Annotated in this window: 25 protein-coding genes; 16 read left to right on the top strand and 9 right to left on the bottom strand. The window is 73.0% G+C overall.

Annotated elements, in window-relative coordinates; translation table 11 throughout:
- Window positions 1–52: 52 nt before the first annotated feature.
- A complete protein-coding gene (locus ACGFI7_RS14900; RefSeq protein ID WP_393404112.1) occupies window positions 53–619 on the top strand; it encodes a hypothetical protein in 567 nt (188 codons plus the stop codon).
- 19 nt (window positions 620–638) lie between these two features.
- Here the strand turns inward: ACGFI7_RS14900 and ACGFI7_RS14905 are convergent, their stop codons facing one another.
- A complete protein-coding gene (locus ACGFI7_RS14905; protein WP_393404115.1) occupies window positions 639–1823 on the bottom strand; it encodes an ROK family protein in 1185 nt (394 codons plus the stop codon).
- Window positions 1824–1965: 142 nt separating this feature from the next.
- Between ACGFI7_RS14905 and zwf the strand changes: the two genes are divergently transcribed.
- The 4 genes from zwf (at window position 1966) to eda (ending at window position 7203) form a co-directional block, all read left to right on the top strand.
- On the top strand, window positions 1966–3435 hold the full coding sequence (gene zwf / locus ACGFI7_RS14910) for a glucose-6-phosphate dehydrogenase (protein ID WP_393404118.1): 1470 nt from the start codon (window positions 1966–1968) through the stop codon (window positions 3433–3435).
- Between the two features lie 5 nt (window positions 3436–3440).
- Window positions 3441–5381 carry a phosphogluconate dehydratase gene (edd, locus tag ACGFI7_RS14915; protein ID WP_393405661.1) on the top strand — a complete coding sequence of 647 codons (1941 nt, stop codon included), beginning with the start codon at window positions 3441–3443 and terminating at the stop codon, window positions 5379–5381.
- A 73-nt stretch (window positions 5382–5454) separates the two neighbouring features.
- Window positions 5455–6411 carry a glucokinase gene (gene glk, locus ACGFI7_RS14920; RefSeq protein ID WP_393404120.1) on the top strand — a complete coding sequence of 319 codons (957 nt, stop codon included), beginning with the start codon at window positions 5455–5457 and terminating at the stop codon, window positions 6409–6411.
- Window positions 6412–6591: 180 nt separating this feature from the next.
- On the top strand, window positions 6592–7203 hold the full coding sequence (eda, locus tag ACGFI7_RS14925; RefSeq protein WP_393404122.1) for a bifunctional 4-hydroxy-2-oxoglutarate aldolase/2-dehydro-3-deoxy-phosphogluconate aldolase: 612 nt from the start codon (window positions 6592–6594) through the stop codon (window positions 7201–7203).
- Between the two features lies 1 nt (window position 7204).
- On the opposite strand, the gene ACGFI7_RS14930 is transcribed toward eda, so the two are convergent.
- Window positions 7205–7786, bottom strand: coding sequence for a hypothetical protein (locus ACGFI7_RS14930; RefSeq protein ID WP_393404124.1), 582 nt, complete (start codon window positions 7784–7786; stop codon window positions 7205–7207).
- Window positions 7787–7820: 34 nt separating this feature from the next.
- On the opposite strand from ACGFI7_RS14930, the gene ACGFI7_RS14935 reads away from it, so the two are divergent.
- Together ACGFI7_RS14935 and ACGFI7_RS14940 are read left to right on the top strand one after the other, a co-directional pair.
- Window positions 7821–9557 (top strand): helix-turn-helix domain-containing protein, encoded by a 1737-nt coding sequence (locus tag ACGFI7_RS14935; protein WP_393404127.1) that lies wholly within the window; start codon window positions 7821–7823, stop codon window positions 9555–9557.
- Between the two features lie 204 nt (window positions 9558–9761).
- Window positions 9762–10757, top strand: coding sequence for an alpha/beta hydrolase (locus tag ACGFI7_RS14940; RefSeq protein WP_393404129.1), 996 nt, complete (start codon window positions 9762–9764; stop codon window positions 10755–10757).
- Window positions 10758–10778: 21 nt separating this feature from the next.
- Here the strand turns inward: ACGFI7_RS14940 and ACGFI7_RS14945 are convergent, their stop codons facing one another.
- On the bottom strand, window positions 10779–11000 hold the full coding sequence (locus ACGFI7_RS14945) for a DUF5708 family protein (protein ID WP_393404132.1): 222 nt from the start codon (window positions 10998–11000) through the stop codon (window positions 10779–10781).
- Between the two features lie 381 nt (window positions 11001–11381).
- Between ACGFI7_RS14945 and ACGFI7_RS14950 the strand changes: the two genes are divergently transcribed.
- On the top strand, window positions 11382–11729 hold the full coding sequence (locus ACGFI7_RS14950; protein ID WP_393404134.1) for a hypothetical protein: 348 nt from the start codon (window positions 11382–11384) through the stop codon (window positions 11727–11729).
- Window positions 11730–11796: 67 nt separating this feature from the next.
- On the opposite strand, the gene ACGFI7_RS14955 is transcribed toward ACGFI7_RS14950, so the two are convergent.
- Window positions 11797–12345: a hypothetical protein gene (locus ACGFI7_RS14955; RefSeq protein ID WP_393404137.1), complete on the bottom strand. Its 549-nt coding sequence runs from the start codon at window positions 12343–12345 to the stop codon at window positions 11797–11799.
- A 219-nt stretch (window positions 12346–12564) separates the two neighbouring features.
- Between ACGFI7_RS14955 and ACGFI7_RS14960 the strand changes: the two genes are divergently transcribed.
- Window positions 12565–13641 carry a hypothetical protein gene (locus ACGFI7_RS14960; RefSeq protein WP_393404139.1) on the top strand — a complete coding sequence of 359 codons (1077 nt, stop codon included), beginning with the start codon at window positions 12565–12567 and terminating at the stop codon, window positions 13639–13641.
- A gap of 42 nt (window positions 13642–13683) precedes the next feature.
- Window positions 13684–13962 carry a hypothetical protein gene (locus ACGFI7_RS14965; protein ID WP_393404142.1) on the top strand — a complete coding sequence of 93 codons (279 nt, stop codon included), beginning with the start codon at window positions 13684–13686 and terminating at the stop codon, window positions 13960–13962.
- Between the two features lie 8 nt (window positions 13963–13970).
- Here the strand turns inward: ACGFI7_RS14965 and ACGFI7_RS14970 are convergent, their stop codons facing one another.
- Window positions 13971–15533, bottom strand: a complete 1563-nt coding sequence (locus ACGFI7_RS14970; RefSeq protein WP_393404145.1) for a hypothetical protein — start codon at window positions 15531–15533, stop codon at window positions 13971–13973.
- A gap of 84 nt (window positions 15534–15617) precedes the next feature.
- On the opposite strand from ACGFI7_RS14970, the gene ACGFI7_RS14975 reads away from it, so the two are divergent.
- From ACGFI7_RS14975 to ACGFI7_RS14995, 5 genes are all read left to right on the top strand, one after another.
- Window positions 15618–16799: a cytochrome P450 gene (locus tag ACGFI7_RS14975; RefSeq protein ID WP_393404148.1), complete on the top strand. Its 1182-nt coding sequence runs from the start codon at window positions 15618–15620 to the stop codon at window positions 16797–16799.
- Window positions 16796–16984, top strand: a complete 189-nt coding sequence (locus tag ACGFI7_RS14980; RefSeq protein WP_393404151.1) for a ferredoxin — start codon at window positions 16796–16798, stop codon at window positions 16982–16984. Before ACGFI7_RS14975 ends, ACGFI7_RS14980 begins: the two co-directional genes overlap by 4 nt.
- A gap of 59 nt (window positions 16985–17043) precedes the next feature.
- On the top strand, window positions 17044–18171 hold the full coding sequence (locus tag ACGFI7_RS14985; RefSeq protein WP_393404154.1) for an NAD(P)/FAD-dependent oxidoreductase: 1128 nt from the start codon (window positions 17044–17046) through the stop codon (window positions 18169–18171).
- A gap of 11 nt (window positions 18172–18182) precedes the next feature.
- On the top strand, window positions 18183–19103 hold the full coding sequence (locus tag ACGFI7_RS14990) for a LysR family transcriptional regulator (protein ID WP_393404157.1): 921 nt from the start codon (window positions 18183–18185) through the stop codon (window positions 19101–19103).
- Window positions 19104–19173: 70 nt separating this feature from the next.
- Window positions 19174–19569 carry a RidA family protein gene (locus ACGFI7_RS14995; protein ID WP_393404159.1) on the top strand — a complete coding sequence of 132 codons (396 nt, stop codon included), beginning with the start codon at window positions 19174–19176 and terminating at the stop codon, window positions 19567–19569.
- Here the strand turns inward: ACGFI7_RS14995 and ACGFI7_RS15000 are convergent.
- From ACGFI7_RS15000 to ACGFI7_RS15015, 4 genes are all read right to left on the bottom strand, one after another.
- On the bottom strand, window positions 19566–20558 hold the full coding sequence (locus ACGFI7_RS15000) for a DUF5937 family protein (RefSeq protein ID WP_393404161.1): 993 nt from the start codon (window positions 20556–20558) through the stop codon (window positions 19566–19568). The two genes, ACGFI7_RS14995 and ACGFI7_RS15000, sit on opposite strands and share 4 nt — an antisense overlap.
- A 33-nt stretch (window positions 20559–20591) precedes the next feature.
- On the bottom strand, window positions 20592–21689 hold the full coding sequence (locus tag ACGFI7_RS15005; RefSeq protein WP_393404164.1) for an ABC transporter substrate-binding protein: 1098 nt from the start codon (window positions 21687–21689) through the stop codon (window positions 20592–20594).
- The gene (locus ACGFI7_RS15010; RefSeq protein ID WP_393404167.1) at window positions 21686–22219 is read right to left on the bottom strand and encodes a SigE family RNA polymerase sigma factor; all 534 of its coding nucleotides are present in this window, start codon (window positions 22217–22219) and stop codon (window positions 21686–21688) included. Before ACGFI7_RS15010 ends, ACGFI7_RS15005 begins: the two co-directional genes overlap by 4 nt.
- A gap of 79 nt (window positions 22220–22298) precedes the next feature.
- Window positions 22299–23207: a LysR family transcriptional regulator gene (locus ACGFI7_RS15015; RefSeq protein ID WP_393404169.1), complete on the bottom strand. Its 909-nt coding sequence runs from the start codon at window positions 23205–23207 to the stop codon at window positions 22299–22301.
- An 85-nt stretch (window positions 23208–23292) separates the two neighbouring features.
- On the opposite strand from ACGFI7_RS15015, the gene ACGFI7_RS15020 reads away from it, so the two are divergent.
- Window positions 23293–24153 carry an FAD binding domain-containing protein gene (locus ACGFI7_RS15020; RefSeq protein WP_393404172.1) on the top strand — a complete coding sequence of 287 codons (861 nt, stop codon included), beginning with the start codon at window positions 23293–23295 and terminating at the stop codon, window positions 24151–24153.
- Window position 24154 lies beyond the last annotated feature (1 nt).

Raw genomic sequence — 24154 nt, forward strand, 5'->3', positions numbered from 1 at the left:
ATTCTCCGCTTCGCCGTTCGAGCACCCTCAGGGCTGACTATCATCTGCCCCTGTGAGAGTTACCGAACGCCGCGGGCGGATCCTGCAGATCGCCGGCGCGCTGACCGGCACCCTCATGCTCGTTCTCGCGGGCGTCCTCGCCGCCGCCGGGCTGCCCGGCGCGTCGCTCTCCCCCGCGAGCATGCCCCAGCCCGGTGTGCAGGGCCCGGCCCAGCGCCACGGCTCGATCGAGTCGGCGCCGGCCCGCCTCCGGGCGGCGGACCAGCCGGAGGTGGCGTCGCGCGCCACGAACACGCCGAGCCGGCCCACCGGGAGCTCGCCGTCCTCGTCGAGCGCGCCGCCGTCGTCCGTCCCGTCGGACGCGCCGACCTCGGTTCCCTCTTCAGTGCCGTCCTCCGTGCCGTCGTCTATGCCGTCGTCCGTGCCGCCGTCGTCCGCCAAGAGTCCGAAGCGGGGCTCCGGTACGAGCGAGGCCGGCCGGGCGGGCGCCCTCACCCCCACGGGGCCCACGGGCGCCAGGCCGCGCGCCGGGCTGGGCGACCGGTCCGCCGCGACCACCAGCCGGACCCCGGCGGCGCGGCGGACCGCCCGGCCCGGCACCGTTTCCGGGCACGAGTAGCCCTCCGGGCGAGCCCGCGTCAGCGGGCGGGGCGGGCGGCGAAGGACTCGTCGACCGCCTCCGGTGAGAGCACGTGGTCGAGCACCATGACCGCGCAGCCGCTGATGCCGGCGCCCGGCCCCAGCCGGCTCGGCTCGATCCGCAGCCGCCGGGTGGCCAGCGCGGTGGAGCGCCGGTAGACGACCTCGCGGATGCTCGACACCAGCGGCCCGAAGGCCTCGGCCATGTCGCCGCCGAGCACCACGACCGACGGGTTGAGGATGTTGACCGCCCCGGCCACCACCTCGCCGATCCTGCGGCCCGCCTCGCGCACGGTCGCCATCACCTCGGCGTCGCCGGCCCGCACCAGGCGCGTCACGTCGGCGATGTTCTTGACGTCCTTGCCGGCCGCGCGCAGGTCGCGCAGGAGCGCGGTGCCGCTGGCGACGGAGTCGACGCAGTCGACGTTGCCGCACCGGCACAGCACTCCCCCGCCGTCGCGTACCGGGATGTGCCCGATCTCGCCGGCCGCGCCGAGCGCGCCGCGCAGGATGCCGCCGCCGGCGATGATCCCGGCGCCGATGCGGGTGGAGACCTTGATGAACATGAGGTCGTCCAGCTCGGGGTAGGCGCCCCGATGCTCGCCGATGGCCAGCACGTTCACGTCGTTGTCGACCAGCACGGGCACCGGGAAGCGGGCCCGGACCAGCGGCGGGATCACCACGCCCGTCCATGAGGCCATCACCCGGGCGCTCTCGGTGCGGCCCTCGGCGAACTCGACCGTGGCCGGCATGCCCATCCCGACGCCCCGGACCGCCGAGCGCGGCCGGTCGCCGAGCAGCTCCTCCCAGGTGTCCATGACCAGGGGCAGCACGACGTCGGGGCCCTGCTCGACGTCGATCGCGAAGTCCTGCCCGGCAAGCTCGCGCGCGGCCAGGTCGCAGATGGCCACCCGGGTGCGGCTCGCGCCCAGCGCCGCCACCAGCACGACGCCGCCGGCCGCGTTGAACTCCAGCCGCACCGGCGGGCGGCCGCCGGTGGACGGCGCGTCCGCGCGCTCCACGACCAGGCCGCGGTCGAGCAGCTCGTCGACTCGCAGCTGGACCGCGGGGCGGGACAGGCCGGTGACCCGGCCGATGTCAGCGCGTGTCACGGCCTCGCCGGTGCGGATCAGCTGCAGCACGTCGCCACTGGTGGCGAGGGTCGCCGCGGTACGTCGAGACATCGGCTAAGTGAATCACACCCAGTTGTGTCATGAAAAGTCACGACTTTTTCATCTCAAATAGCAAAACTCTGCTTGTGTACGACCGTAACTCTGACTAGTGTCCGTTCTGTCCTTACATTGGTAGATCATCGGAGTTCCGTTCGTGTCCCCGCTCTCGTCCTCCCCGGCCGCCCACACCGCCGACCTGGTGGTCTTCGGCGGCACCGGCGACCTGTCCATGCGCAAGCTGCTGCCCGCGCTGTACCACAGCGACCGGGACGGCCGGCTCTCGCCGGAGACGCGCATCATCGCCCTGTCCAGGGGCGGGCTGACGGACGCGGACTTCCGCGGCAAGGTGGACGCCCAGGTACGCGACCAGGTGCCGGTCGACGACCACGCGATATGGCAGCGCTTCCTGGGCCGCCTGCGCCATCTGACGGTGGACGTGGGCGGCGACGACCGCACCGGCTGGGACGCGCTCCGTACGCTGCTGACCGAGGACCGCGACCGCGTGTTCTACCTCGCGAGCCCGCCCCGCACGTTCGGCCCGTTCTGCCGCGAGGTGCAGCGGGCGGGCCTGGTGACGCCGCGCTCGCGGGTGGTGCTGGAGAAGCCGCTCGGCCACGACCTGCCCAGCGCGCAGCGGATCAACGACGAGGTCGGCGCCATCTTCGACGAGCGGCAGATCTTCCGCATCGACCACTACCTGGGCAAGGAGACGGTGCAGAACCTGCTCGTGCTCCGCTTCGCCAACGCTTTCCTGGAGCCGATCTGGAACTCGCTCTGGATCGACCACGTGCAGATCACCGCCGCCGAGACCGTCGGCACGCCCGGCCGGCGCGATTACTACGACCACGCGGGCGCGCTCCGCGACATGGTGCAGAACCACCTGCTGCAGCTGCTGACGCTGACCGCGATGGAGCCGCCCGCGCGCAACGACCGCGAGGCGATCCGCGACGAGAAGGTGAAGGTGCTGCAGGCGCTGCGCCCCATCACCGGCGGCGAGGTCGACCGCTTCACCGTGCGCGGCCAGTACACCGCGGCCGACGGCATGGCCGGCTATCTGGACGAGCCGGGCTCGACGCCGCCGACCGAGTCGTCGGAGCGGGTGGAGACGTTCACCGCGATCCGCGCCGAGATCCGCAACTGGCGCTGGGCCGGGGTGCCGTTCTACCTGCGCACCGGCAAGCGGCTGCCGAACCGGCGCTCGGAGATCGTGGTGCAGTTCAAGGACGTGCCGCACTCCATCTTCCCCGGCGGCTCGCCGAACCGCCTGGTGCTGCGGCTGCAGCCCGAGGAAGGCATCGAGCTGCACATCATGGCCAAGGAGCCGGGGGCCGGCGAAGTCTCGCTCAAGCCGGTCCCGCTCAGCCTGAACTTCGGCAAGACGTTCCCCGCCCGTGTCCCCGAGGCGTACGAACGGCTGCTGAGCGACGTGCTGGCCGGCAACCCGACGCTTTTCATGCGGCGTGACGAGGTGGAGGCCGCCTGGCGGTGGATCGACCCGATCCTGGACGCCTGGCGCTCCTCACCCGCTCTGCCCGAACCGTACCCCGCCGGCACGACCGGCCCCGCAGGCGCGCACGAGCTCCTCGGCCGCAGTGGCCGCGCCTGGCACGAGGAGGAGGCGTGACTTCCATGCACCCCGTCATCCAGCGGATCACCGACCGCATCGCCGAGCGGAGCGCCGCCAGCCGGGCCGCCTACCTGGCCAGGATCCGCCGCGACGCCGCTGCCGCCCGCGCCAAGGGCCCGGCCCGCGCGCACCTGGGCTGCGCGAACCTGGCGCACGGCTTCGCCGCCGCGCCGGACTCCGACAAGCCCGCCCTGCGCGGCACGGCGAAGCCGGGCGTGGCCATCGTCACCAGCTACAACGACATGCTCTCCGCCCATCAGCCGTACGAGACGTACCCGCCGGAGCTGAAGGCGGCGGTGCGCGCGGCGGGCGGCGTGGCGCAGGTGGCGGGCGGCGTGCCCGCCATGTGCGACGGCATCACGCAGGGCCGGGCCGGCATGGAGCTGTCCCTCTACAGCCGTGACGTGATCGCGATGGCGACGGCGATCGCGCTGTCGCACGACATGTTCGACGCGAGCCTGCTGCTGGGCGTCTGCGACAAGATCGTGCCGGGCCTGCTGATCGGCGCGCTGCACTTCGGCCACCTGCCCGCGATCTTCGTCCCGGCCGGGCCGATGACGTCGGGGCTGCCGAACAAGGTCAAGGCCCGGACCCGCCAGCTCTTCGCCGAGGGCAAGGTCGGCAGGGACGAGCTGCTGGACGCCGAGGCGAAGTCCTACCACTCCCCCGGCACCTGCACCTTCTACGGCACCGCCAACTCCAACCAGGCGCTGATGGAGGTCATGGGCCTGCACCTGCCGGGCTCGACGTTCGTCAACCCGCACACCGAGCTGCGGCACGCGCTCACCGCCGCGGCCGGGCGCCGCGCGGTCGAGATCACCGCGCACGGCGCCGCGTACACGCCGATCGGCGAGCTGGTCGACGAGAAGGCGATCGTGAACGCCTGCGTGGCCCTGCTGGCCACCGGTGGCTCCACCAACCACACGCTGCACCTGGTGGCCATGGCGGCCGCCGCAGGGATCGTACTGACCTGGGATGATCTGTCGCACCTGTCCAAGGTGGTGCCGTCGCTGACCAGGATCTACCCGAACGGCCAGGCGGACGTGAACCACTTCCGCGACGCCGGCGGCATGCAGGTGCTGATCGGCGAGCTGCTGGACGCGGGCCTGCTGCACGCCGACGTGATGACCGTGGCCGGCCCCGGGCTGGACCGCTACCGGTCGGCGCCGGAGCTGCGTGACGGCGAGCTGGTGTGGGAGCCGATCACCGTCGGCAGCGCCGACCTGGACGTGCTGCGCCCGGTGGCGGACCCGTTCGCCGCCGACGGCGGCATCCACGTGCTCTCCGGCAACCTGGGCACGGCCGTCAGCAAGGTGTCGGCGGTCAAGCCCGAGCACCTGGTGATCGAGGCGCCGGCGAAGGTGTTCGACGACCAGCTCGACCTGCTGCGCGCCTTCGAGGCCGGCGAGCTGGACGGGCAGGATTTCGTCGCGGTCATCCGCTACCAGGGGCCGAGCGCCAACGGCATGCCGGAGCTGCACAAGCTGACGCCGCCGCTGGCGGTGTTGCTGGACCGGGGGCAGCGGGTGGCGATCGTCACCGACGGCCGCATGTCGGGCGCTTCCGGCAAGGTCCCCGCCGCCATCCACCTGTCGCCCGAGGCGGCGGACGGCGGCCCGATCGCGCTGGTCCGCGACGGTGACGTGATCCGTCTGGACTCGGCCGCGAGCACCCTGGAACTGCTGGTGCCTGCCGAGGAACTGGACCGGCGCACCCCGGCGGGCCGGCCGCTCAGCGACGCCGAGTGGGTCGGCACCGGACGCGAGCTGTTCGCCGCCTTCCGCCGGATGGCGGGGCACGCCGAGCAGGGCGCCGGCATCTTCGGCGTTAGCGGCGCCGAGTCGCCGCAGCACGGCCCCGGCCTGGCGTTCCCCGCCGAGTCGGGCGCCTCCCACCTGGAGACGGGCCGTCCGCTGCCCGCCCCCGCCGGAGTCCCCCGGTGACTCCTCCCTGGTCTCCCTCCGAGGGCGCGCCCGCCCACAGGCCCTCGGAGGGAATCTTCACCGGAAGGCGGCGATGAGCGTGTTCGAGCTGCCGTGGCTGGTGGCCGACATCGGCGGCACCAACGCCCGGTTCGGTCTCGTCACCGCCCCCGGGGCCGCGCCGTCGCATGTGGCGGTGCTGTCCGGGGCGGAGTACCCGACGCTTCCCGACGCGGTGGCCGCCTATCTGGCGCGGCACGCGGGCGGGGCGCGGCCGGGCGCGGCGTGCCTGGCCGTGGCCGGGCCGATCGACGGGGACCGCTACCGGCTGACGAACTCGCCCTGGTCCGGGTCCGCGCGTGACCTGGACGTCCCGTACACGAAACTGCTCAACGACTTCGAGGCGCTGGCCGTTTCGCTGCCCCACCTGGGCGGGGACGAATTGGTGCCGCTGGGCGATCCCGGGCTCTCGTACGGGGTGAAGGCGGTGCTCGGCCCCGGCACCGGGCTCGGCGTCGGCGGGCTGGTGCCGACGGATCACGGCTGGGTGCCGCTCCCCGGCGAGGGCGGGCACGTCACGGTGCCGGCGGCCGACGACAGGGAGCTGGAGGTCGTCCGCGCGCTCCGCGAGGAGGGCCTGGGCCAGGTGGTGGCCGAGCACGTGCTGTCCGGGCCCGGCCTGAGGCGCCTGTATCGGGCGCTGGCCCGGGTCAACGGGGTCGCGGCGCCGTCGCTGAGCGCCTCGGAGATCGTGGCCCGGCTGGACGACCCGCTGTGCGCGGAGACGGTGGAGGTCTTCTGCGGGATGCTGGGGAGCTTCGCCGGCAACGTCGCCCTGACTCTCGGCGCGCGAGGCGGTGTCTACCTGGGCGGAGGCATCCTTCCCCGTATCGTGGAACGCGTGTGCGCCAGCAACTTCCGCGCCCGGTTCGCCACCAATCCCGACATGTCTGACTATCTCGCCGGGATCGGCACCGCGCTCATCGTCGCGCCCCAGCCCGCCCTGACCGGCGCCGCCGCCTGGCTCGCCCAGCACGCGGCGGCCCGATGACCGCGCGTGCCGCCCGTCGTGCCGCCCGTCGTGCCGTCTGTCGTGCCGCCCCTCGTGGCGTCTGTCGTGCCGCCCGTCGTGGCGAGCGCGCCTGTCACCCGGCGCGGCACGCCCCGATCGACCACCATGCGCCGGGCGCCTCGCCGCGTCCCGAGCGTTCCCGTACCTGAGGAGTTCCCGATGAGCCTGCTCGACCTCGCCCCCGTGATCCCCGTCGTGGTGATCGACGACATGGAGACCGCGGTGCCGATGGCCCGCGCGCTGGTGGCCGGCGGCCTGCCCGTGATCGAGGTGACGCTGCGCACGGCTCCCGCCCTGGAGGCCATCGCCCGGATCGCCGCCGAGGTCCCCGAGGCCAAGGTGGGCGCCGGCACGATCCGCCGCTCCGAGGACATCGCGGCCGCCCTGGAGGCCGGTGCGGGCTTCCTCGTCTCCCCCGGCACGACGCTCTCCCTGGTCGAGGCGATGGACGCCAGCGGCCTGCCCTACCTGCCCGGCGCCGCCACCGCCTCCGAGGCCATGGCGCTGGCCGAGCGGGGGGTCAAGGAGCTGAAGTTCTTCCCGGCCGAGGCCGCGGGCGGCGTCGCGTACCTGAAGTCGTTGCAGGGGCCGCTCCCGGACGTCCGGTTCTGCCCGACGGGCGGCATCGCCCTCGCCACCGCCCCCGCCTACCTGGCGCTGCCCAACGTCGGCTGCGTCGGCGGTAGCTGGCTCACCCCGGCCGACGCCCTGGCCTCGGGCGACTGGGCCCGAGTCGAGAAGCTCGCCTCGGAGGCCGCCGCCCTGCGCTGACTCACCACCCGTCCCAGCCGCGGTGGCCGTACCAGTGGCTCACGACGTGGCGGTATACGTCGTCGCCGAAATCCTGTGGGACGGCTCCGGGATGCCAGGTGAAGCCGGTGTTGCTGTAGACGGCCCATTCCGTCGTCGAGAAGCCGGCGCTGCCGGGGATCAGCACGCCGTCCAGGTTTCCGCGCTCGACATCTCCACCGCACACCCGATACAGGCCCGCCCACTCGCAGGAGCTGTAGTCGATCTGGCCTCGTTCCACGATCTTCCCGGCATAGGCGCCCAGAGCCTGCGCCGACACCGCGAACCGCAGGGTGAACGGAACATCGTTGACCAGCGCCACCACGGTGGTCGCCGTGATGAACCAAGGCGCCAGGCAGCGTCCGACCCGGCCGGCGACACCGCCCCTGTCGGCAGCCAGGGCGTACCGCAGCGCCCAATAGCCCATCAGCGGAAAGCCCACCAGGACGACCGTCAGAAACATCTCGGCCCCATACCAGTGAGGCACGCTCGCCCAGTACATGATCACGAGGGCGATCGCGGACCAAACGATCACGAATGGCCACCCGGGCGGCTTGGCGATCATCGACCGCACCCTAGCGCACCCTTAGGCTGAGGGGATGAGGGAGCTGGTGGGCCGGGTGTCGGCACTCGATACCGAGGCCGGGGCCGCGGTCCGGGTCATCGCCTACTTCGACCGTCTCGTGCAGGCCCACGCCGGCCTGGAGGCGATCGTGCGCGGGGCGGCCATGCTGGCCGGATGTCCCGTCCTCCTGTCCGACCCCGACCGCCGGCTGCGGATCCGCGTGCGGGCCGACGGCGTACGAGGAGACGCCCCGTCCGCGCCCGACCCGGGCTGGCCCATGCACCTGACCGGCAGCGGAGCCGCGGCGCTGTGGCTGGAGCGAGACGGGCGGCCGGGGCCCGTCGACGCGATCGTGCTCGAACGGGCCGCCGCCGCGGCGCGTGACGTGCTCGACCGCACCTGGGGCCGCGGCCCCGCCCGGCCGCCGCGAGAGGATCCCGCCCTGATCGAGCTCCTGCTCGACGCCGCCGCCCCGCCGCAGGCCCGGCTGATCGCCGCCCGGCGACTGGACCTGGCGGGCGAGGTACGGGTCCGCGCCGTCGCGGAGGAAGGCGGCCACGCCCGCATCGAGCCCGACCCCGCGGTGACCCCAGGCCGGACCCGGGACACCGGACGCACCCCGCGCACCACCGTCCAGATCCGAGGCGCCACCCCGACAACCACCGACCGGACGCGGCACATCGACCCCGCCCCGGAACGCTCCAAGCACACCCGAGATGCCGAGCCCACCCCGGAAGCCGCGGGCCGAATCCGAGGTGTCGAGCCCACCCCCGAAACGATGGGCCGGACCCGACACGCCGAACCCGATCCGGTGAGCGCCACCCCAACCCGAGGCACTGGCCCCACCCCGAAAACCACCGGGCCGACCTCAGACACCGGGCCCACCCCCGGAACCACCGGCCGGACCCGAGACGCCGGGCCCGAACCGGCAAGCTCCGCCCGGACCCGAGGCGCTGGACCCACCCCGGAAACCAGGGGCCGGACCCAAGGCGATGGGGCCGCCGAGGCCGCAGGTCGACGGCGGGGTGGGGCTGTTGGGGAGGTTGACCCCTCCACCACGCCGGGGAAACGACACGGGGCCGGGTCCGGCGGGGCCGCAGGTCGGCGGAGGGGCGGGACCGGAGGGGAGGTTGACCCCTCCACCACGCCGGGGAAACGACACGGGGCCGGCTCCGGCGGGGCCGCAGGTCGGCGGAGGGGCGGGACCGGAGGGGAGGTTGACCCCTCCACCACGCCGGGGGAACGGCATGGGGCCGGGTCCGGCGGGGCCGAGGAAAAGCGCCGGGGAGCCGGGTCCGGCGGGGCCGTGGGGAGGCGTCGCGGGGTCGGGCCCGCCGTGCCCGTGCTGGAGTTGCCCGAGTCGTGGCGGCTGGCCAGGGTGGCGTTGCGGCTGGCGGCCGAGGGGTCGCCGCAGGATCCGGGGCCCCGGGAGGTGTTCGCGGACGAGCTGGGCGGTCTGCTGGTGCTCGCCGCCGCGGCCGGTCCTGACAGCGCCGCCGTCCCGGACGTGCTCGCGCTGGAGCGCGCCGGTTCGGCGGCGCCCTCGATGCTGGTCACCCTGTACGCCATCGCCCACGCCCCGAGCCTGCGCGCGGCCGCCGCCGAGCTGACCGTGCACCACTCCACCCTGCAGGAGCGGGTGGCCCACGCCGAGCACCTGCTGGGCTGGGACGTACGCACCCCGCAGGGCCGCCTCCGTCTGCAGCTGGCGTTCGTCCTGAGGCGCCTGGCACGCCACCCTGAACAGGACAGCCCGCCGGTTGGCGGGTGACGCCACCCCAGCTCAGAGGGACCGCCAGATGGCGGGTAGCTCAAGCGAGGACCAGACGCCCGCCACCTGGCGGGATCTCCCGGGTCACCGCAACCCGCCAACTGGCGGGTAAAGCCCGCCGCATGGCGGTCGATCCGCTGGGCAGGCCCTGGTCACCATGGTCCTGGGCGGCAGTCAGCCGCGACGTCCGAGCGAAAGGCTCCCATGAGCATCGACGAGTCTCCTACCCGCCCGGCAGCGCCGGTGCCGTTCGACCCCGAACTCGGCGCTGCCCTCTCCCTGATCCAGCAGCACATGCCCCCGCTCACCTCCCTGGACGAGGTCCCCGCGCTCCGCGCCAACTCGGCCCTGATGCCGGTCCCCACCGCCGAGCAGCTGAGCCGCGACGGGGCGTTCTCCGTGGAGGAACGCGAGGTGCCCGGCCCGGCCGGCGCCCCCGACGTCACCCTGCTCATCTGCCGTCCCGCCGACGCCACCACTCCGCTGGCGGCCATCTACAACATCCACGGCGGCGGCATGATCGGCGGCAACCGGCTCGTCGGCCTGGACTCCCTGCTGGACCTGGCCGAGGAACTGAACCTGGTGCTCGTCTCGGTCGAGTACCGGCTCGCGCCCGAGCACCCGCACCCGGCCCCGGTGGAAGACTGCTACGCGGGCCTGGTGTGGACCGCCGAGCACGCCGCCGAGCTGGGCATCGACCCGGCCCGCATCCTGGTGACGGGCGGCAGCGCGGGCGGCGGGCTCGCGGCTGCCGTGGCGCTGATGGCCCGCGACAGGAACGGCCCGGCGCTGGTGGGGCAGATGCTGATGTGCCCGATGCTGGACGACCGCAACGACACCCCCTCGTCCCTGCAGATGGCCGGACTCGGCATCTGGGACCACCAGGCCAACCACGTCGGCTGGAGCGCCCTGCTCGGGGATCGGCGCGGCGGCCCCGACGTCTCCCCCTACGCCGCCCCGGCCCGCGCCACCGACCTGTCGGGGCTGCCCCCGGCGTTCATCGACGTCGGCTCGGCCGAGACCTTCCGCGACGAGGACGTCACCTACGCCACCCGCATCTGGCAGGCCGGCGGCCAGGCCGAGCTGCACGTCTGGCCGGGCGGGTTCCACGGCTTCGAGGGCATCGTCCCGCACGCCTCGATCTCCCAGGACGCCGGGGAAGCGCGCAAGCGCTGGCTCCGCCGCCTCCTCGCCCCCTGAACCCCGCCGCCCGGGGCAGGCTCACCCCTGACGGGCCTTCCCCGGGCGTTGCCCGGCCCCGTCGTCGGTCATGACCCGGTACACCCCGTACAGCGCCTCGATCGCGCCGAGCACCATGAGCACCACGCCGATCTTCGATGGCGTGAATACGACGATCTCCACGTCCAGCCCGAACAGCCACAACGCCGTGCCGCCCACGAAAACCGCCAGACCGGTGATGATCGTCTTGTAGCCGTGAGGCATCCAGATCTCTTTTCCGTACGAGAAGCGTTGACCTGCCAACGCTAGCCGTGGGACGTGCCGGGCCGCTTCCTGCGCGGTACGGAGATCGGCGTACATCCTTCGACTGATCCGCCCCGAGATCAACGTTTCTCCCGCGCCCCACCTGGCGTCAGGGCGCCGGGGACGGCGGGCGCGCCGTTGTGAATAAACCTCGGCGTCACTCAAGGTAAAGTGTTCGTCACCACAAGTGTCGGCGGCGGCCGCTCGACAAGACCAGAGGCGTGACGATCCGCGTCTCGCCGTCTCTCTGTCGCCGGCCCGGCACCGACTAACCTTGACGACAGGCGGGACCTGACTGCGGTCATCAGCCAGGTCCCTCCCCCCACGGTAAGGGAGATCAACTTGAGCACCAAGAGCACGGAGGAGCGTGTCAGCGCCTTGGAATCTTGGGCGTTCCAGACCGGCCGGGACCTCGCCGAGATCAAGGCGGCTCAGGCGGAACACACGAATCGGCTCGCAGCCATGGACGCACGACTTACTGGCATGGACACTCGACTGTCCGGCATGGACACTCGACTGTCCGGCATGGACGAGCGGATGACCGGCATGGACGAGCGGATGGCCGGCATGGACGAGCGGATGACCGGCATGGAAACACAACTGACCGGCGTGAAAGAGCGGATGATCCGTCTCGAACACGGCGTGGGTCTGCTGCTCGACCACTACGGCATCCAACGCCTTCAGCCATAGCCGGAGAACGACGAATGCCCCCGGCAGGGATGTCGGGGGCATTTCCGCGTACGGACGGCAGAGCAGGTCAGGTGGAGCCGCACAGGCGTCGGAGGTCGGCGGAGTCGGCGTTGATGTCTGCGATCACCTGGTTGGGGTCCCCGCCCGTCATGCCGGTCAGCCGGAAGTTCAGCTCCTGGAATTCGCGTGCCAACCGGCTGATCGTCGCTCCCACCGCTCCTTCCGCGCGGAGGCCGGCGCCCATCAGGTCCTGGTATGCCTGGTGGGCCGCGGCTGCCTGGCCGGCGCGGGTGGTCCCGGCGTCCCGGCGGTAGGTGGCCAGCGCCGTCTCCGTCTCGTCGCAGCCGGCGGGCGGGATCGCTGGCAGCGTCTCGGCGGAAGTCTCGGCCACCGGGGCGGAAGTCTGCGCCGGCGGCTCGGAGGTGCTGGACTCCGGGGTGTCGGACTCGGGCGGCGGGCTGGAGATCGGCGGTGGGGGCGAGGTGGTTTCCGGTTCCGGTGGGGGCTGGGTGGCCGTGGGGGTGGGCTGCGCGGGGGGCGCGGGCTGCGGACTTTGCGGCATCAGGTAGGCGATCAGCGCGATCACGGCGGCGGCCGCGGTCGCCATGGCGCTCACGGCCGTCCAGTCCAGGCGGGAACCCGCTTTCGGTGTTGATCGTTTCTCCGCCATGGGCTCATCCTCGCCGAGCCGCCGGGGCCGGGTCCAGGACACCGTGCACCTTGGGCACCGGTTCGCCGCGGGCGAGAAGCGTGGAAAGCGGAATCCCCCGCTCCCGCCGGTCACTGCCGCGAATCGCTACGATTCCCCTCCCAGCGATCTTGAGGACCGGCCGTCGTGTACCTGATCTACCGCTCGTGGGACCAGGGTGTTCTCGGCAAGCGCGGGTGGCGGATGCCCCAGCCGACGGTGCTGGAGTGGGTCCACGACATCTGGGAGTACGCCACCGCCGGGGACCCGTACGAGTGGTTCGAGCGCGAGCTGGGCACGGGGATCTGGGAACTCGCGTCCCTCTTCCAAGGCGGCGCACCGCCACGGGACATGGCGGAACTGCGCACCCTGGCCCGGCTGATGAACCTGGAGCAGTGCAACGTCGACGCCCACAGCGTTCGGGTGCTCGCCGATTCCACCCGCTACGAGGTGGCGTACTACCTCGTCGACGACTCCGCCGTGGCGGCCGCCCCACATCTCTGGTCCTATGCCGTGCACGACGGGCCGCTGCCCGGGACGGTGAACACCCACGTCGACGGGTTCACACCACCGGTGAGGACTATCGACCTGACCGGGCACTCCGGGACGGGAACCGTCTACGCGGTCCTGCTCACCTGCAAGGCGACTCACCACAGCATCGGACGGGACGACACCTACGCCTTCCGCGGCATCAGGCTCCCCGAGTTCGCCGCCACACTCCGCGCCACCGACGAGGCCACCGACGAGGCCACCGACGCGTGGCCGCCGGAGCTGACGGTGTTACGGTCGATGGTGGCACCGGGCGAGGACGACCTCGTGGCGGCCCTGGAGCGCTGCAACCGCTGGCCCAGCTATCTCGAGCCGCCGCACGGACACCTTGCCGGCCTCGACCCCCACGAGGCGGCGGTCGAGCTGATCCGGACCGCCCCGGGCCGCGAGGGCACCGTCCTCCGCGCGGACGAGCACCTGGTCCAACTGCTGATCGAGGAACGCGACGAGACCCATGAGCAGTGGTTCTTCTTCGACGACCAGTGGGCCGGCAGCCATCCCGAGCTTGCCGCGTCGCTGATGTGGTTCGCCTGCCACTGGGATCCTCTCTGCTCGCGCCACCATCTGAGGGAGACGCCGTGCTCCGACAACCGCGTGCTGTACGTCGCCGTGATGGAAGAGGACGGCCGGGTGCGGGTGCGCGAGGCGGGTCCGCTGGACGACGCGCAGTTCTGAGAGTTCTTCCGTTGGGCCTACGCCAGGCGACCGCCCGGTGAGGTGACCGCCGGCGAGATGCTCGGCGCCGTGGAGGTCCGGTTCCAGCAGCCGGCGCCCGGCACGTGCGGGTTCACCGAGTTCCAGATCACCCGGACGAGCCATGGCCCGGCCGTCGCCGCGATGCTCGCGGAGCGTGTCCGGCAGGACCTCCTGGAGGCGGGCATCACAAGGTCGGACGGCTGGCTGCCCACCCGCCGTCCGCACGGACGTCGCTTCTTCCGCGCTCTCGGCCGGCTGCGCCGATCCGTCGACGGGCCCGACGTGCTCGTCATCTCCTGACCAGAGGCTCAGGCGGGGACGGAGAAGGGGCGGAAGGTGTGGCCCACCGCGTGGTGCCAGGGTGGGCACGAGGGTAGCGGGCGGTGGTCGAGGAAGCGGGTGAGTGATCGCTGGAACTCCGCCGAGTAGGGCAGGTTCGGGTGGGTCACCGGGATCGGGCAGAGGTCGTCGGCCCAGGGCAGGGCGGGTCCGGCGGGCATCAGCGGGGTGTCGAAGACGCTGGGGACGCTCAGCACGCGGAGGTCGCCGGGCGGGCGGCGGGCCAGCGTGTTCGCTATCGCGGTGGGGTGGGCGAGCCACTCGCGGCCCAGGGGCGAGTCGGGGGTGAACGACGATACGCCGTTCGCGCGTACCAAGTCCGAGACGAGCCGGGTGACGTCGGCGGCGAGGATGCTCACTCCCTGTTCGCCTCGGGGCGGGTAGGGCACCGGGTTGTCCGGGAACGGGCCGATGAGGACGAGCGTGGCGACGTTCGGGAGCCGGTGCCGGAGGGCGGCCGTCCAGGTGATCCAGACTCCTTGCGAGTGGGTGACCAGCACGACGGGCGCCGGCAGGCCGGCGAGTTGCGCTTCGAGTGCGTCGGCCAGGTCGGCGGTGGGACGCATGGTGTCGTCCTTCCGGTACGGGGCACCGGTCGTGCTGGGGCACCGGGCCGCGCCGCGGGGCTGGCCGCGCCCGGGTCCCGCGTACGAGAAGTAGTACGTCTGCCCGCAGGTGTAGCCGAGCCGGTGCGGGTCGATCTCCAGGACGGCGCCGTCCCCGGACGAGGAGTCCACGCCGGACATCAGCATGAGCGAGCCGGGGCGCGGGCTGCGCGGTTCCGCCGCGCGGGGCGGGCCGGTCGGGGCGGTGAGCATGACGGTGACCAGGGCCGCGGTGAGGGCCGCGCCGACGGCGGCGACCGCCCTCCTGGCCGGGCGGAGGACGGTGATCGCGGGCACCGCGCGGAGGAGCCGGGCGGCGGTCAGGGTCAGCAGGGCGGAGACGGGTACGAGCGCCACCGCTCCCACCGGCCCGGTCAGGTCGGCCAGGGTGCCGAGCGCGGCCAGTGAGAGCAGGTACGCGCCGACGGTGCCGAGGCGGAGTCCGTGACGGAGGAGATAGGGGAATCCCCGGTCCGGCCGCCACGCGGCGGCCGCGGTGATCGCGACGACGACGAGGGCGGTGATCGTTCCCGTCCAGAAGAGCCCGGCGTACAGCATCGCCCCTGCGCCGAGCAGCTGGGCGGCGGCGAGCAGGGCGGGCGGCAGCACGAGGAGGTAGAAGCGGGCCGCATGCCGGAGCCGACGACGGTCGAGGCCGCCCAGCAGAGCGGCGAGTACGGTGATGCGCACCGCGAGCGAGACCGCGAGACCGGCGAGGAACACGGGGTAGCTGGGCGCGACCGCCATCAGCACCCGGAGGTCGGCGACCAGGTCGAGCGGGGGCAGCGCGACCAGGTGGATGAGCCCTGACCAGCGCGGCAGCACGCCAATGGCGGCGAGGACGACCACGACGGCCGTCACCGCCACGAGCGCCGCCGGCCGGAGCGGCAGGTACCACCGCCGGGCAGGGTCATGCACGAGATTCATGCCGAGTCATGGGAAACATGTGTTTGCCTGATGTGGGTGCGGTCGCTTCACTGGGTTACCGATGGCCTACCCCGAGGTGAAGCGATGACCGACTCTGCTGCTCCCGTTTCCGACCTGGACCTGTTCGACGACGCGGTGCTCGTCGATCCGTACCCGGCCTACACCGCGCTGCGCGCGCTCGGCGGCGTCGTGCGGCTTCCGGCCAACGACGTGTACGCGCTCACCCGGTACGACGTGATCCGCCGCGCCCTGGGCGACTGGGAGACCTTCTCCTCCGAGGGCGCCATCGGCTTCAACCCGGCAGTCAACGAGGCGCTGGCCGGCACGTCCCTCGCCTCCGATCCCCCGGTGCACACCCGGCTCCGGGCGGCGTTGACCGCCAACCTGTCGCCGCGGGCGCTGCGCGGGCTCAAGGACACCATCGACGCCAAGGCGGACGCGCTCGTCGGGAAGCTGGTCGCCGAGGGGTCGTTCGAGGCCATCGACGCGCTGGGCCGCGCGCTCCCGCTGGAGGTCGTCGCGGACCTCATCGGGTTCACCGGCCACGTCCGCGCCAACATGCTGCGCTGGGGCCAGGCGGCGATGCAGGTCATCGGGCCGATGAACCAGCGGACGGCGGAGAGCTTCCCGATCGCGGGCGAGCTGTACGCCTGGTGCTCCGGAGTCACGGCCGACGACCTGGCGCCCGGCTCGGTGGGACGCGGGATCTTCGAGGCCGAGGCCCGCGGCGACATTCCGCCGGGCACGGCCGGTCACATCATTCACCAGTATCTCGGCGCGGGCGTCGACACCACGATCGCCTCCATCGGCAACGTCGTGGCCCTCCTCGCCGCGCACCCCGACCAGCTCGCGCTCGTCCGGCAGGACCCGTCGCTGGCGCCCGCCACGTTCAACGAGGTGCTCCGCTACTGGGCCCCGGTGCACGCCTGGGGACGCCGCGCGACCCGGGACGTGGAGGTCGACGGCGTGGTGATCCCGGCGGGCGCGAAGGTCGCCATCTTGTTCGGCGCCGGCAACCGGGACGAGCGCCACTACGACGACCCCGACGCGTTCCTGGTCGGGCGGAACCCGATCGACCACCTGTCGTTCGGCTACGGCCCGCACGGCTGCGCGGGCCAGGGCCTGGCCCGGCTGGAGGGACAGGCGGTCATCAAGGCCCTGGCGAGCCGTGTCGAGCGGCTCGTCGTCGGCCCCGAGGTCCGGGTGCCGAGCAACGTGACCCGGAGCATCGAAGAGCTCCCCGTCCTGGAGGTGATCCGCGCATGAAGATCATTCTTGACCGGCCCCGCTGTGAGGGGCACGGCCTCTGCGAGGAGGCCGCGCCGGAGCTGATGCATCTCGACGACGACGGCGAGCTCGTCCTCGACCGCGAGGAGATCGGCGACGCCGAGGCCCCGCTCGCCGACGCCGCTGTCCGCGTCTGCCCGGTCGCGGCCCTGCGCGTCGCGTGAACGGGCCGACCAAGCACGTGAACGGGCCGATCAGGCGAGTGAGCGGGCCGATCAGGCGAGTGAGCGGGCCGATCAGGCGAGTGGTCGTCGCCGGGCATGGCATCGCCGGGCTCACCGCGGCGCACGCGCTGCGGGAGAGCGGGTTCGACGGGGAGCTGACCATCGTCGGCGACGAGCCGCACGCGGCCTACAGCCGTCCGGCGCTGTCGAAGGCGCTGCTGCTCGACGGGCGGGACCCGGCGTCCCACGAGCTGCCGAAGGCCACGCACGGGGCGCGCGAGCTGCTCGGCGTCCGGGTGACGGGGCTCGACGTGGAGCGTCGCCTGGTGACCCTCGACGACGGCGCCGCGCTCCCGTACGACCGGCTGGTGATCGCCACCGGCGCCCGCGCGCGGCGGCTGTCCGGCCTGCCCGAGGAGCTCACCTTGCGCGGCCTCGACGACGCGCTGGTGTTGCGCGACCGGCTCGCCGGGAGCCCGTCGGTCGTCGTGGCCGGCGGCGGGCCGCTCGGCATGGAGATCGCCTCGGCGTGCCTGGCGGCGGGCTGCCGGGTCACGCTCGTCTCCCAGGGCGCCCCGCTGATCGGGCACCTGGGACCGTACCTGGCCGGCGTGTTCGGCGCGGCCGCGCGCGAGCGCGGGCTCACCGTCGTGGAGACCGGCGCGGCGCGGATCGAGCGGGGCACGGCGGGCGTCCGGGTGGTCCTGGAGGACGGCGCGGTCGTCGAGGCCGACCTGGTGGTGGCCGCCGCCGGGGACGTCCCCAACACGGAGTGGCTCGCGGGGACGGGCCTCGCGGCGGACGGGGTCGTCCGGGTCGACGCGCGCGGGCTGGTCCGCCCCGGCATCGCGGCGGTCGGCGACCTGGCGGCGTTCCCGACGCCGTACGGGCCGCGCCGCGTCCCGTTGTGGAACAGCGCGATCGAGCAGGCGAAGGTGGCCGCGGCCGCCCTCGTGCGCGGGGACGAGGCGCCGCCGCTCCGGTTCCAGCCGTACTTCTGGACCGAGCAGTTCGGGCTCAGCCTCAAGGCCGTGGGTCACCTGCCGGTGCGCGGCGAGCCGGAGTACGTCGAGGGGGAACCCGGCGGGCCGGGCCTGATGCGCTGGGCCCGCGACGACGGCTCCGGCACGGCGGTGGCGCTCAACCACCGCGTCCCGATCCCCCGGTTGCGCCGGGCCGCCGCGTAGAGTTCGTCGCGATGAGCGACGAGGACACGGGCACCGCGGGTTCCGGGCTGGATCGGCTGGCGTCGGTCAACCTCAACCTGCTGGTGCCGCTCCTGGCGATGCTGGAGGAGCGCTCGGTGACCAGGGCCGCCGAGCGGGTCGGTCTCTCGCAGTCCGCGATGAGCCACGCCCTGGGCCGGCTGCGCCGCCTGCTCGGCGACAACCTCCTCGTCCGTCAGGGCAACGCCGTCGCGCTGACCCCGCGCGCCGTTCAGCTGATCGCGCCGGTGCGCGCGACGCTCCAGCAGGCCGCCGACCTGGTCAGCCTGCCCGTGTTCGATCCGGCGACGGATCGCCGGGTCATCACCGTCGCGATGACCACCAGCACGGCCTTCGTCCTCGGCGCGCGGCTCGGGCGGCTGGTCGCCGAGCGGGCCCCGCACGCGACGCTCCGGCTGCGCACGATCACCGTGCCGGCCGAGTCCACCTTCACCGAGCACGGCGTCGACGTGGTGCTGATCTCCGAGGGGTTCGCCTCGCCGCACCCGCGCGAGCGCCTGTACGACGACCGGATCGTGGTGGTGGCCGCGGCGGACACGCCGCCGGAGATGAGCGCGCTCGACCTGCTGACCACGCAGCCGCACGTCGTCGTGGACGCCGAGCGGCGGGTCTTCCCGTATCCGGTGCTCGACGAGCGGGGCGTCGCCTACCGGGTCGGCCTTCGGGTCTCCGACTTCCTGCTCGTCCCGTACCTGGTCGGACGGGCCGGCGGGGTCGCACTCCTGCGTTACCGGGTGGCCGCGGAGATGCGGGCGCTCGTCGGCCTGCGGATCGAGGAGTTCCCGTTCCCGCTCCCTGGGCTGGGCATCGACATGGTGTGGAACCCGCATCTGGGCGACCACCCCTTCATGGCCTGGCTGCGTCAGCTCCTGTTCGACGCGGCCCGGCCCTGAGCGGCGTCTCGATTCGACGGATCGGCGAAGGGTTTGCGGCTCGCGCGGGCGGGTTCCTAGGGTCGCCGCCATGGACGATCTTCTGGTACGACCCATCGACCCCGTCTCGCTCCCGGAGCCGACGGGCAACTACACGCACGGCGCCGTGGTGACCGGTGCCCGGCGGACCGTGTTCGTCAGCGGCCAGGTCCCCTGGGGCGGGGCAGACGGCCTGCCGGAGGACTTCGACTCCCAGTGCCGCCTGACCTGGAAGAACGTGCTCACCGTGCTGGCCGAGGCGGGCCTGGGGGTGCGCAACCTTGTCAAGGTCACGACGTATCTCTCCGACCGCGGGTATCGCGAGGCGAACAGCCGCATCCGCGAGGAGGTGCTCGGCGACCACCGGCCCGCGATCACCATCGTCATCACCGACATCTACACCGAGGATTGGCTGCTGGAGATCGAGGCGATCGCCGTCGAGGCCTAACCGACGTTCAGGTCCAGCAGGTCCCAGCCCAGCGGGGTCAGCTCGTGCCGGGCCGTGCGCGCCACCCGGGTGGTGACGACCAGCCCGGCGCGCCGCAGGTTGGCCACGTGCGCCGAGGCGGTCGCCGGGGTGACCCCCAGGGCCGCGGCGAGGTCGGCGGTGCCGCGGCCGGAGCGGCGGGCGAGCGCCCGCAGGACGGCCGCCCGGCGCTCGCCGACCGCCCCCGCCAGGCGTCCGTCCGGCCAGTCGCGTTTTCCGCTGTCGCGCCAGAACGCCCCGACGGTCCGCGCCGGGTAGAAGAGCATCGGCTGCTGCCGGTCGTTGAGCTGCCGGTGCACCCCGTCGGTCAGGAACATGCTCGGCACCAGGATCAGCCCCCGGCCGCCGAGTGCGAAGTCGGGCGCGACCGGTCCGGTGAACTCCAGGTACGGATGCTCCCAGCGCACGTGGGGAGGGCAGAGCGTGGCGAGCATGGCCTCCACCCCGTGCCGCGCCGCGAGCCGGGCACGATAGGCGACGTCCGCCGCGAGCTGGGCGCGCAGCCGCGGCCAGTCGGCGGCCAGCACCGCCCGGTGGAACGCCACGAAGGCGTCCCGCAGCCCGCGCCGGGCGCGGGTGGGATGGTGGAGCAGGGTGCCGACCACGGCGGGGACGGTCTCCAGCACCCCGGCGAACGCCGCGGTGTCCTGCCGCACCGGCGCGGCGGGGTCGTCGAGCGCCGCGTGGAGCTCGTCCTCGAACGTCATCGGGCCGGCGGCGGGCTGCGGCGTCAGGAAGTCGGGCAGATGCGTGGGGTGCGCCCCGCACAGGGCCACCACCGGCCGGGCCGCCGCGGGCAGCGCCGCCCGGCCGGTGTGCCGCCAGGCGGCCAGGCCCGGCGGCGGCGCCGGCAAACCGAGGCCGCGCGCCGCCTTCAGCGTCTCCTGGAAGGGCAGGACGGCGAAGCGGACCCGGCCGAGGTCGGAGTCGGAGAACACCAGGCGCGGCATGCGCCCGAGGCTAGCCTCCTCCGGCGCCCGGGATCACGGCTTCAGCGCCAGCAGGAGGCCGTCCGAGCCGTCCAACCACCCGAAGGCCTCGCCCAGGTCGGCCACCCGCTGCAGCTCGTTCGGGTCGATCTCGGCCGGATAGGAGCCGAACGTCAGGGTGTCCGTCGTCTTGGCGGAGATCTTCGTGTAGGTGGGCACCACCTTGCGCACCTGCCCGGGATCGCTCGCGATCAGGCGCTTCGCCTTGGCCAGCGCACGCTTGAAGGCCGCCAGCGTGCGTGGGTTCTCCCGGGCCCACTCGTGGGTGGTCGCGAGGCCCGCGGTGTGCAGGGCCGCGAACTCCTTCGGGATCGCGTCCGCCAAGATCCGCACGCGTCCGCTCTGGCGCCCCACGGAGAGGTACGGCTCCGGGAGCACGGCGGCGTCGGCCTGCCCTTTGTGCAGCACGTGGACCATCTCGGGATAGGGCTTCTCTGCGATCAGGACGTCCCGCGGCTTGAGGCCGGCCCGTTTCAGTGCGGCTGTCAGGGTCAGGTGATCGAACGTCCGGAGGTTGGGGGTCGTGATCACCTTGCCCTTGAGATCGCGCACTGTCCTGATCTTCGATCGCGGGTTCACGACGACCGCGACATCCCCCGGCACCGCCAGGTACAGGCTGGCAACGATCTTGAAGTCCTTGCCCCTCTCATTCGCCTGGAACAGGGTGAGGTAGTCGGTGTAGGTCAGGTCCAGTCGCCCGTTCTGGGTCGGGGGCAGCGCGGCCGCCCCGCCGGTGATGACCATCGGCTCCACCGTGAGTCCCTCCTCCTGGAAGTAGCCCTCGGCGATGGCCACGAACACGGAGGCCGTCTCCACCGTCGGCAGCAGCCCGACCTTGATGACCGGCAGTTCCAGCGGGGCGGACGGGCGGGCGGACGGGTGGACGGACGGGCGGGCGGCGGCGCGCGGCTCACTGGGCACCGCCCGCACCGCGACGGTGACCGCGATCATGGTGACGACGACCACCGCGGCGGCGGTGAACGCCAGGAGGTTGCGCCGCCTGCGCTGATGGACGGCGATCGCCCTGGTGGCCAGGTCGCGTTCCGGCATGTCGTCCGCGATGCGGCTGAGTTGATCTCCGAGCCAGGTCATCGGCGTGCCCCCTCACTTCGGGCCGGGTCGTCCAGATCGGGCAGTCGGGGCGCCAGTTCGGGCGCCAGCGCGCGCAGGCGGGCCAGGGCGTGGTGCGCCTGGCTCTTCACCGTGCCGACGGAGCAGCCCAGCAGCTCGGCGACGTCACGTTCGGTACGGTCCTCGTAGAAGCGCAGGACGAGCACCGCGCGCTGCTTGGGGGTCAGCCGCATGAGCGCCTGGCGCAGCACGATCCGCAGGACGGCGGATTCCTCGCTGGTGTAGGCGCGGTCGGGCGGGTCGGCGCTCGGCACCTCTCCCGAGCCGCGACGCCGCCGCCACGAGATGTACTGGTTCAGCATGGCCTTGCGGGCGTACGCGTCGAGGTTGTCGACGTGGCGTAACTTCGGCCACCGCCCGATCATGCGGACCAGCACGCTCTGCCAGAGGTCCTCCGCGAGGTGGACCTCTCCGGTGAGCAGGTAGGCCAGGCGCATCAACGGGCGTTGGTGTGCGTCCACGAACGCCCGGAAACCGGCATCGCGATCCAACGTCTCTCCTCATGTGTCGATACCCTCCAGACGCTGTGGCCTCAGGGAAAGGTTGGCGCTTCTGAGGAGTGGGTGACGGTCAGCTCCAGATCGACACGTGGACCGGCGGGCGGAAACGGGCGCGCGGGATGCCCTCGTCCGGGGAGCGCATCACCTGGGTGGCCGCCGGGGTGGTGAGGAAGTCCAGGAAGGCGCCCGCGGCGGCCGGCCGGGACTCCGGTTCGAGCACGGTCGCGTACCAGGAGACCGGCATCGGGGTGGCCGCGGTCTCCACCGCCGTCAGTTCCCCGCGCCGCAGCTGGGAGGCCACCAGGTGGGCGACGGCGGGGGCGATCCCGGCGCCTTCGGCCGCCGCCTTCCAGGCCGCGGTCTGGTTGGCGAAGACGCGTACGTGGGACTCGGGGACGCGTAACAGCCGCAGCAGCCGCCCGCTGTCGCCGGCCGGGTCGGTGCCTGAGGGGCCAACGAGCCAGTGGTCGCGGCGGCCGTGCGGGGCGGCGACGGCGATCAGGCGGCAGCGCAGCACCGGCCGGCTGACGAGCCCGGGTCCGGGGAGCTGCGGGCCGAGCGCGACGTCGGCGAGCCTGCTGGTCAGCAGCAGCGGCATCTCGGCGGTGGCGGCGACGCCGGTGCTGGCGTCCATGGATTTGCGCTGGTTGAACAGGCACACCAGCGGCCCGGCGACGTGCTCGGCGAGGACGCCGTCCATGACGACGTGCAGCCGGGCCGGGCCGCCGGGCTGGACGGCGGCGACGGCCTCGGCGCCGAGCGCGACGATCTGGGAGGCGATGCCGAGCAGCCGCCGGCCGCCTTCGGTGAGGACCATGCCGTCGGCGGAGCGGACGAGGAGCGGATCGCCGAGGTGGCGGCGGAGCTGGGCGAGCGACTGGGAGACGGCGGGCTCGCTGACGCCGAGGGCGCGGGCCGCGGCTTTGACGGAACCGAGGCGGGCCACGAAGACGAAGGCGCCGAGCTGGCTCAGGGTCACCCTCTCTTCATAGATTCCCGGCCCGCATTAAGGAATCCCTTATTTCTGGATTGTCCGGACGAATGGCTGACAGCACTGTGCTGGCATGCAGGTTCCCGCGACGTTCGCGTACGAAAGAGCGGGCAGCGTCCCGCACGCGCTCGAGCTGCTGGACAGGTACGGCCCGGACGCCCGGGTCGTGGCTGGTGGCCACAGCCTGATCCCGATGATGAAGCTGCGCCTGGCGCAACCCGAGGCGCTGATCGACATCAACGGACTGACCGAGCTGGCCCAGCTCACGGTCGAGGACGGTGAGCTGGTGATCGGCTCGATGGTGCGGCACGCCGAGCTGCTGGCCGACACCACCGCCACCGGCCTGTTCCCGATCTTCGAGGACGCGGAGCGGGTGATCGCCGACCCGATCGTCCGCAACCGGGGGACCGTGGGCGGCTCGCTCTGCCAGGGCGACCCGTCGGAGGACCTCGCGGCGGTGTTCGCGGCCCTCCGCGCCACCGCCGTCATCCAGGGCCCGTCGGGTGTCAGGAAGGTCCCGGTCAGGGAGTTCCACGAAGGACCGTACGAGACCGCGGTCGGCGACGGCGAGCTGCTGATCGCGCTCCGGGTGCCGGTCCTGGACGGGACCGGGAGCGCGTACGAGAAGGTGGAGCGGCGCGTCGGCGACTGGCCGGTGGCGGCGGCCGGGGCGGTGCTCCGGGTGGACGGCGGGGTGATCGCGCAGGCCGGGATCGGGCTGACCGCGGTGGGCGCCGAGCACTTCTGCGCCCCCGAGGCGGAGGCGCACCTGATCGGGAAGCCGCCGGGCGCGGACGTGTTCGCGGAGGCCGGCCGGATCGCCGCCGAGCACTGCGACCCGCACTCCGACCAGCGGGGTCCCGCCGACTACAAGCGCCACCTGGCCGCCGAGCTGACCCGGCGGGCGCTGACCAGGGCCGCGGAGAGGATCTGAC

Source organism: Nonomuraea sp. NPDC048826 (genome assembly GCF_043198225.1).
In the GTDB taxonomy this organism is placed as follows: domain Bacteria; phylum Actinomycetota; class Actinomycetes; order Streptosporangiales; family Streptosporangiaceae; genus Nonomuraea.

Coding starts and splice junctions, on each gene's coding strand:
- ACGFI7_RS14905 (WP_393404115.1), bottom strand. CDS start 1,823: ATGTCTCGACGTACCGCGGCGACCCTCGCCACCAGTGGCGACGTGCTG.
- edd (WP_393405661.1), top strand. CDS start 3,441: ATGCACCCCGTCATCCAGCGGATCACCGACCGCATCGCCGAGCGGAGC.
- glk (WP_393404120.1), top strand. CDS start 5,455: ATGAGCGTGTTCGAGCTGCCGTGGCTGGTGGCCGACATCGGCGGCACC.
- eda (WP_393404122.1), top strand. CDS start 6,592: ATGAGCCTGCTCGACCTCGCCCCCGTGATCCCCGTCGTGGTGATCGAC.
- ACGFI7_RS14930 (WP_393404124.1), bottom strand. CDS start 7,786: ATGATCGCCAAGCCGCCCGGGTGGCCATTCGTGATCGTTTGGTCCGCG.
- ACGFI7_RS14935 (WP_393404127.1), top strand. CDS start 7,821: ATGAGGGAGCTGGTGGGCCGGGTGTCGGCACTCGATACCGAGGCCGGG.
- ACGFI7_RS14940 (WP_393404129.1), top strand. CDS start 9,762: ATGAGCATCGACGAGTCTCCTACCCGCCCGGCAGCGCCGGTGCCGTTC.
- ACGFI7_RS14945 (WP_393404132.1), bottom strand. CDS start 11,000: ATGCCTCACGGCTACAAGACGATCATCACCGGTCTGGCGGTTTTCGTG.
- ACGFI7_RS14970 (WP_393404145.1), bottom strand. CDS start 15,533: ATGAATCTCGTGCATGACCCTGCCCGGCGGTGGTACCTGCCGCTCCGG.
- ACGFI7_RS14975 (WP_393404148.1), top strand. CDS start 15,618: ATGACCGACTCTGCTGCTCCCGTTTCCGACCTGGACCTGTTCGACGAC.
- ACGFI7_RS14980 (WP_393404151.1), top strand. CDS start 16,796: ATGAAGATCATTCTTGACCGGCCCCGCTGTGAGGGGCACGGCCTCTGC.
- ACGFI7_RS14990 (WP_393404157.1), top strand. CDS start 18,183: ATGAGCGACGAGGACACGGGCACCGCGGGTTCCGGGCTGGATCGGCTG.
- ACGFI7_RS14995 (WP_393404159.1), top strand. CDS start 19,174: ATGGACGATCTTCTGGTACGACCCATCGACCCCGTCTCGCTCCCGGAG.
- ACGFI7_RS15000 (WP_393404161.1), bottom strand. CDS start 20,558: ATGCCGCGCCTGGTGTTCTCCGACTCCGACCTCGGCCGGGTCCGCTTC.
- ACGFI7_RS15005 (WP_393404164.1), bottom strand. CDS start 21,689: ATGACCTGGCTCGGAGATCAACTCAGCCGCATCGCGGACGACATGCCG.
- ACGFI7_RS15020 (WP_393404172.1), top strand. CDS start 23,293: ATGCAGGTTCCCGCGACGTTCGCGTACGAAAGAGCGGGCAGCGTCCCG.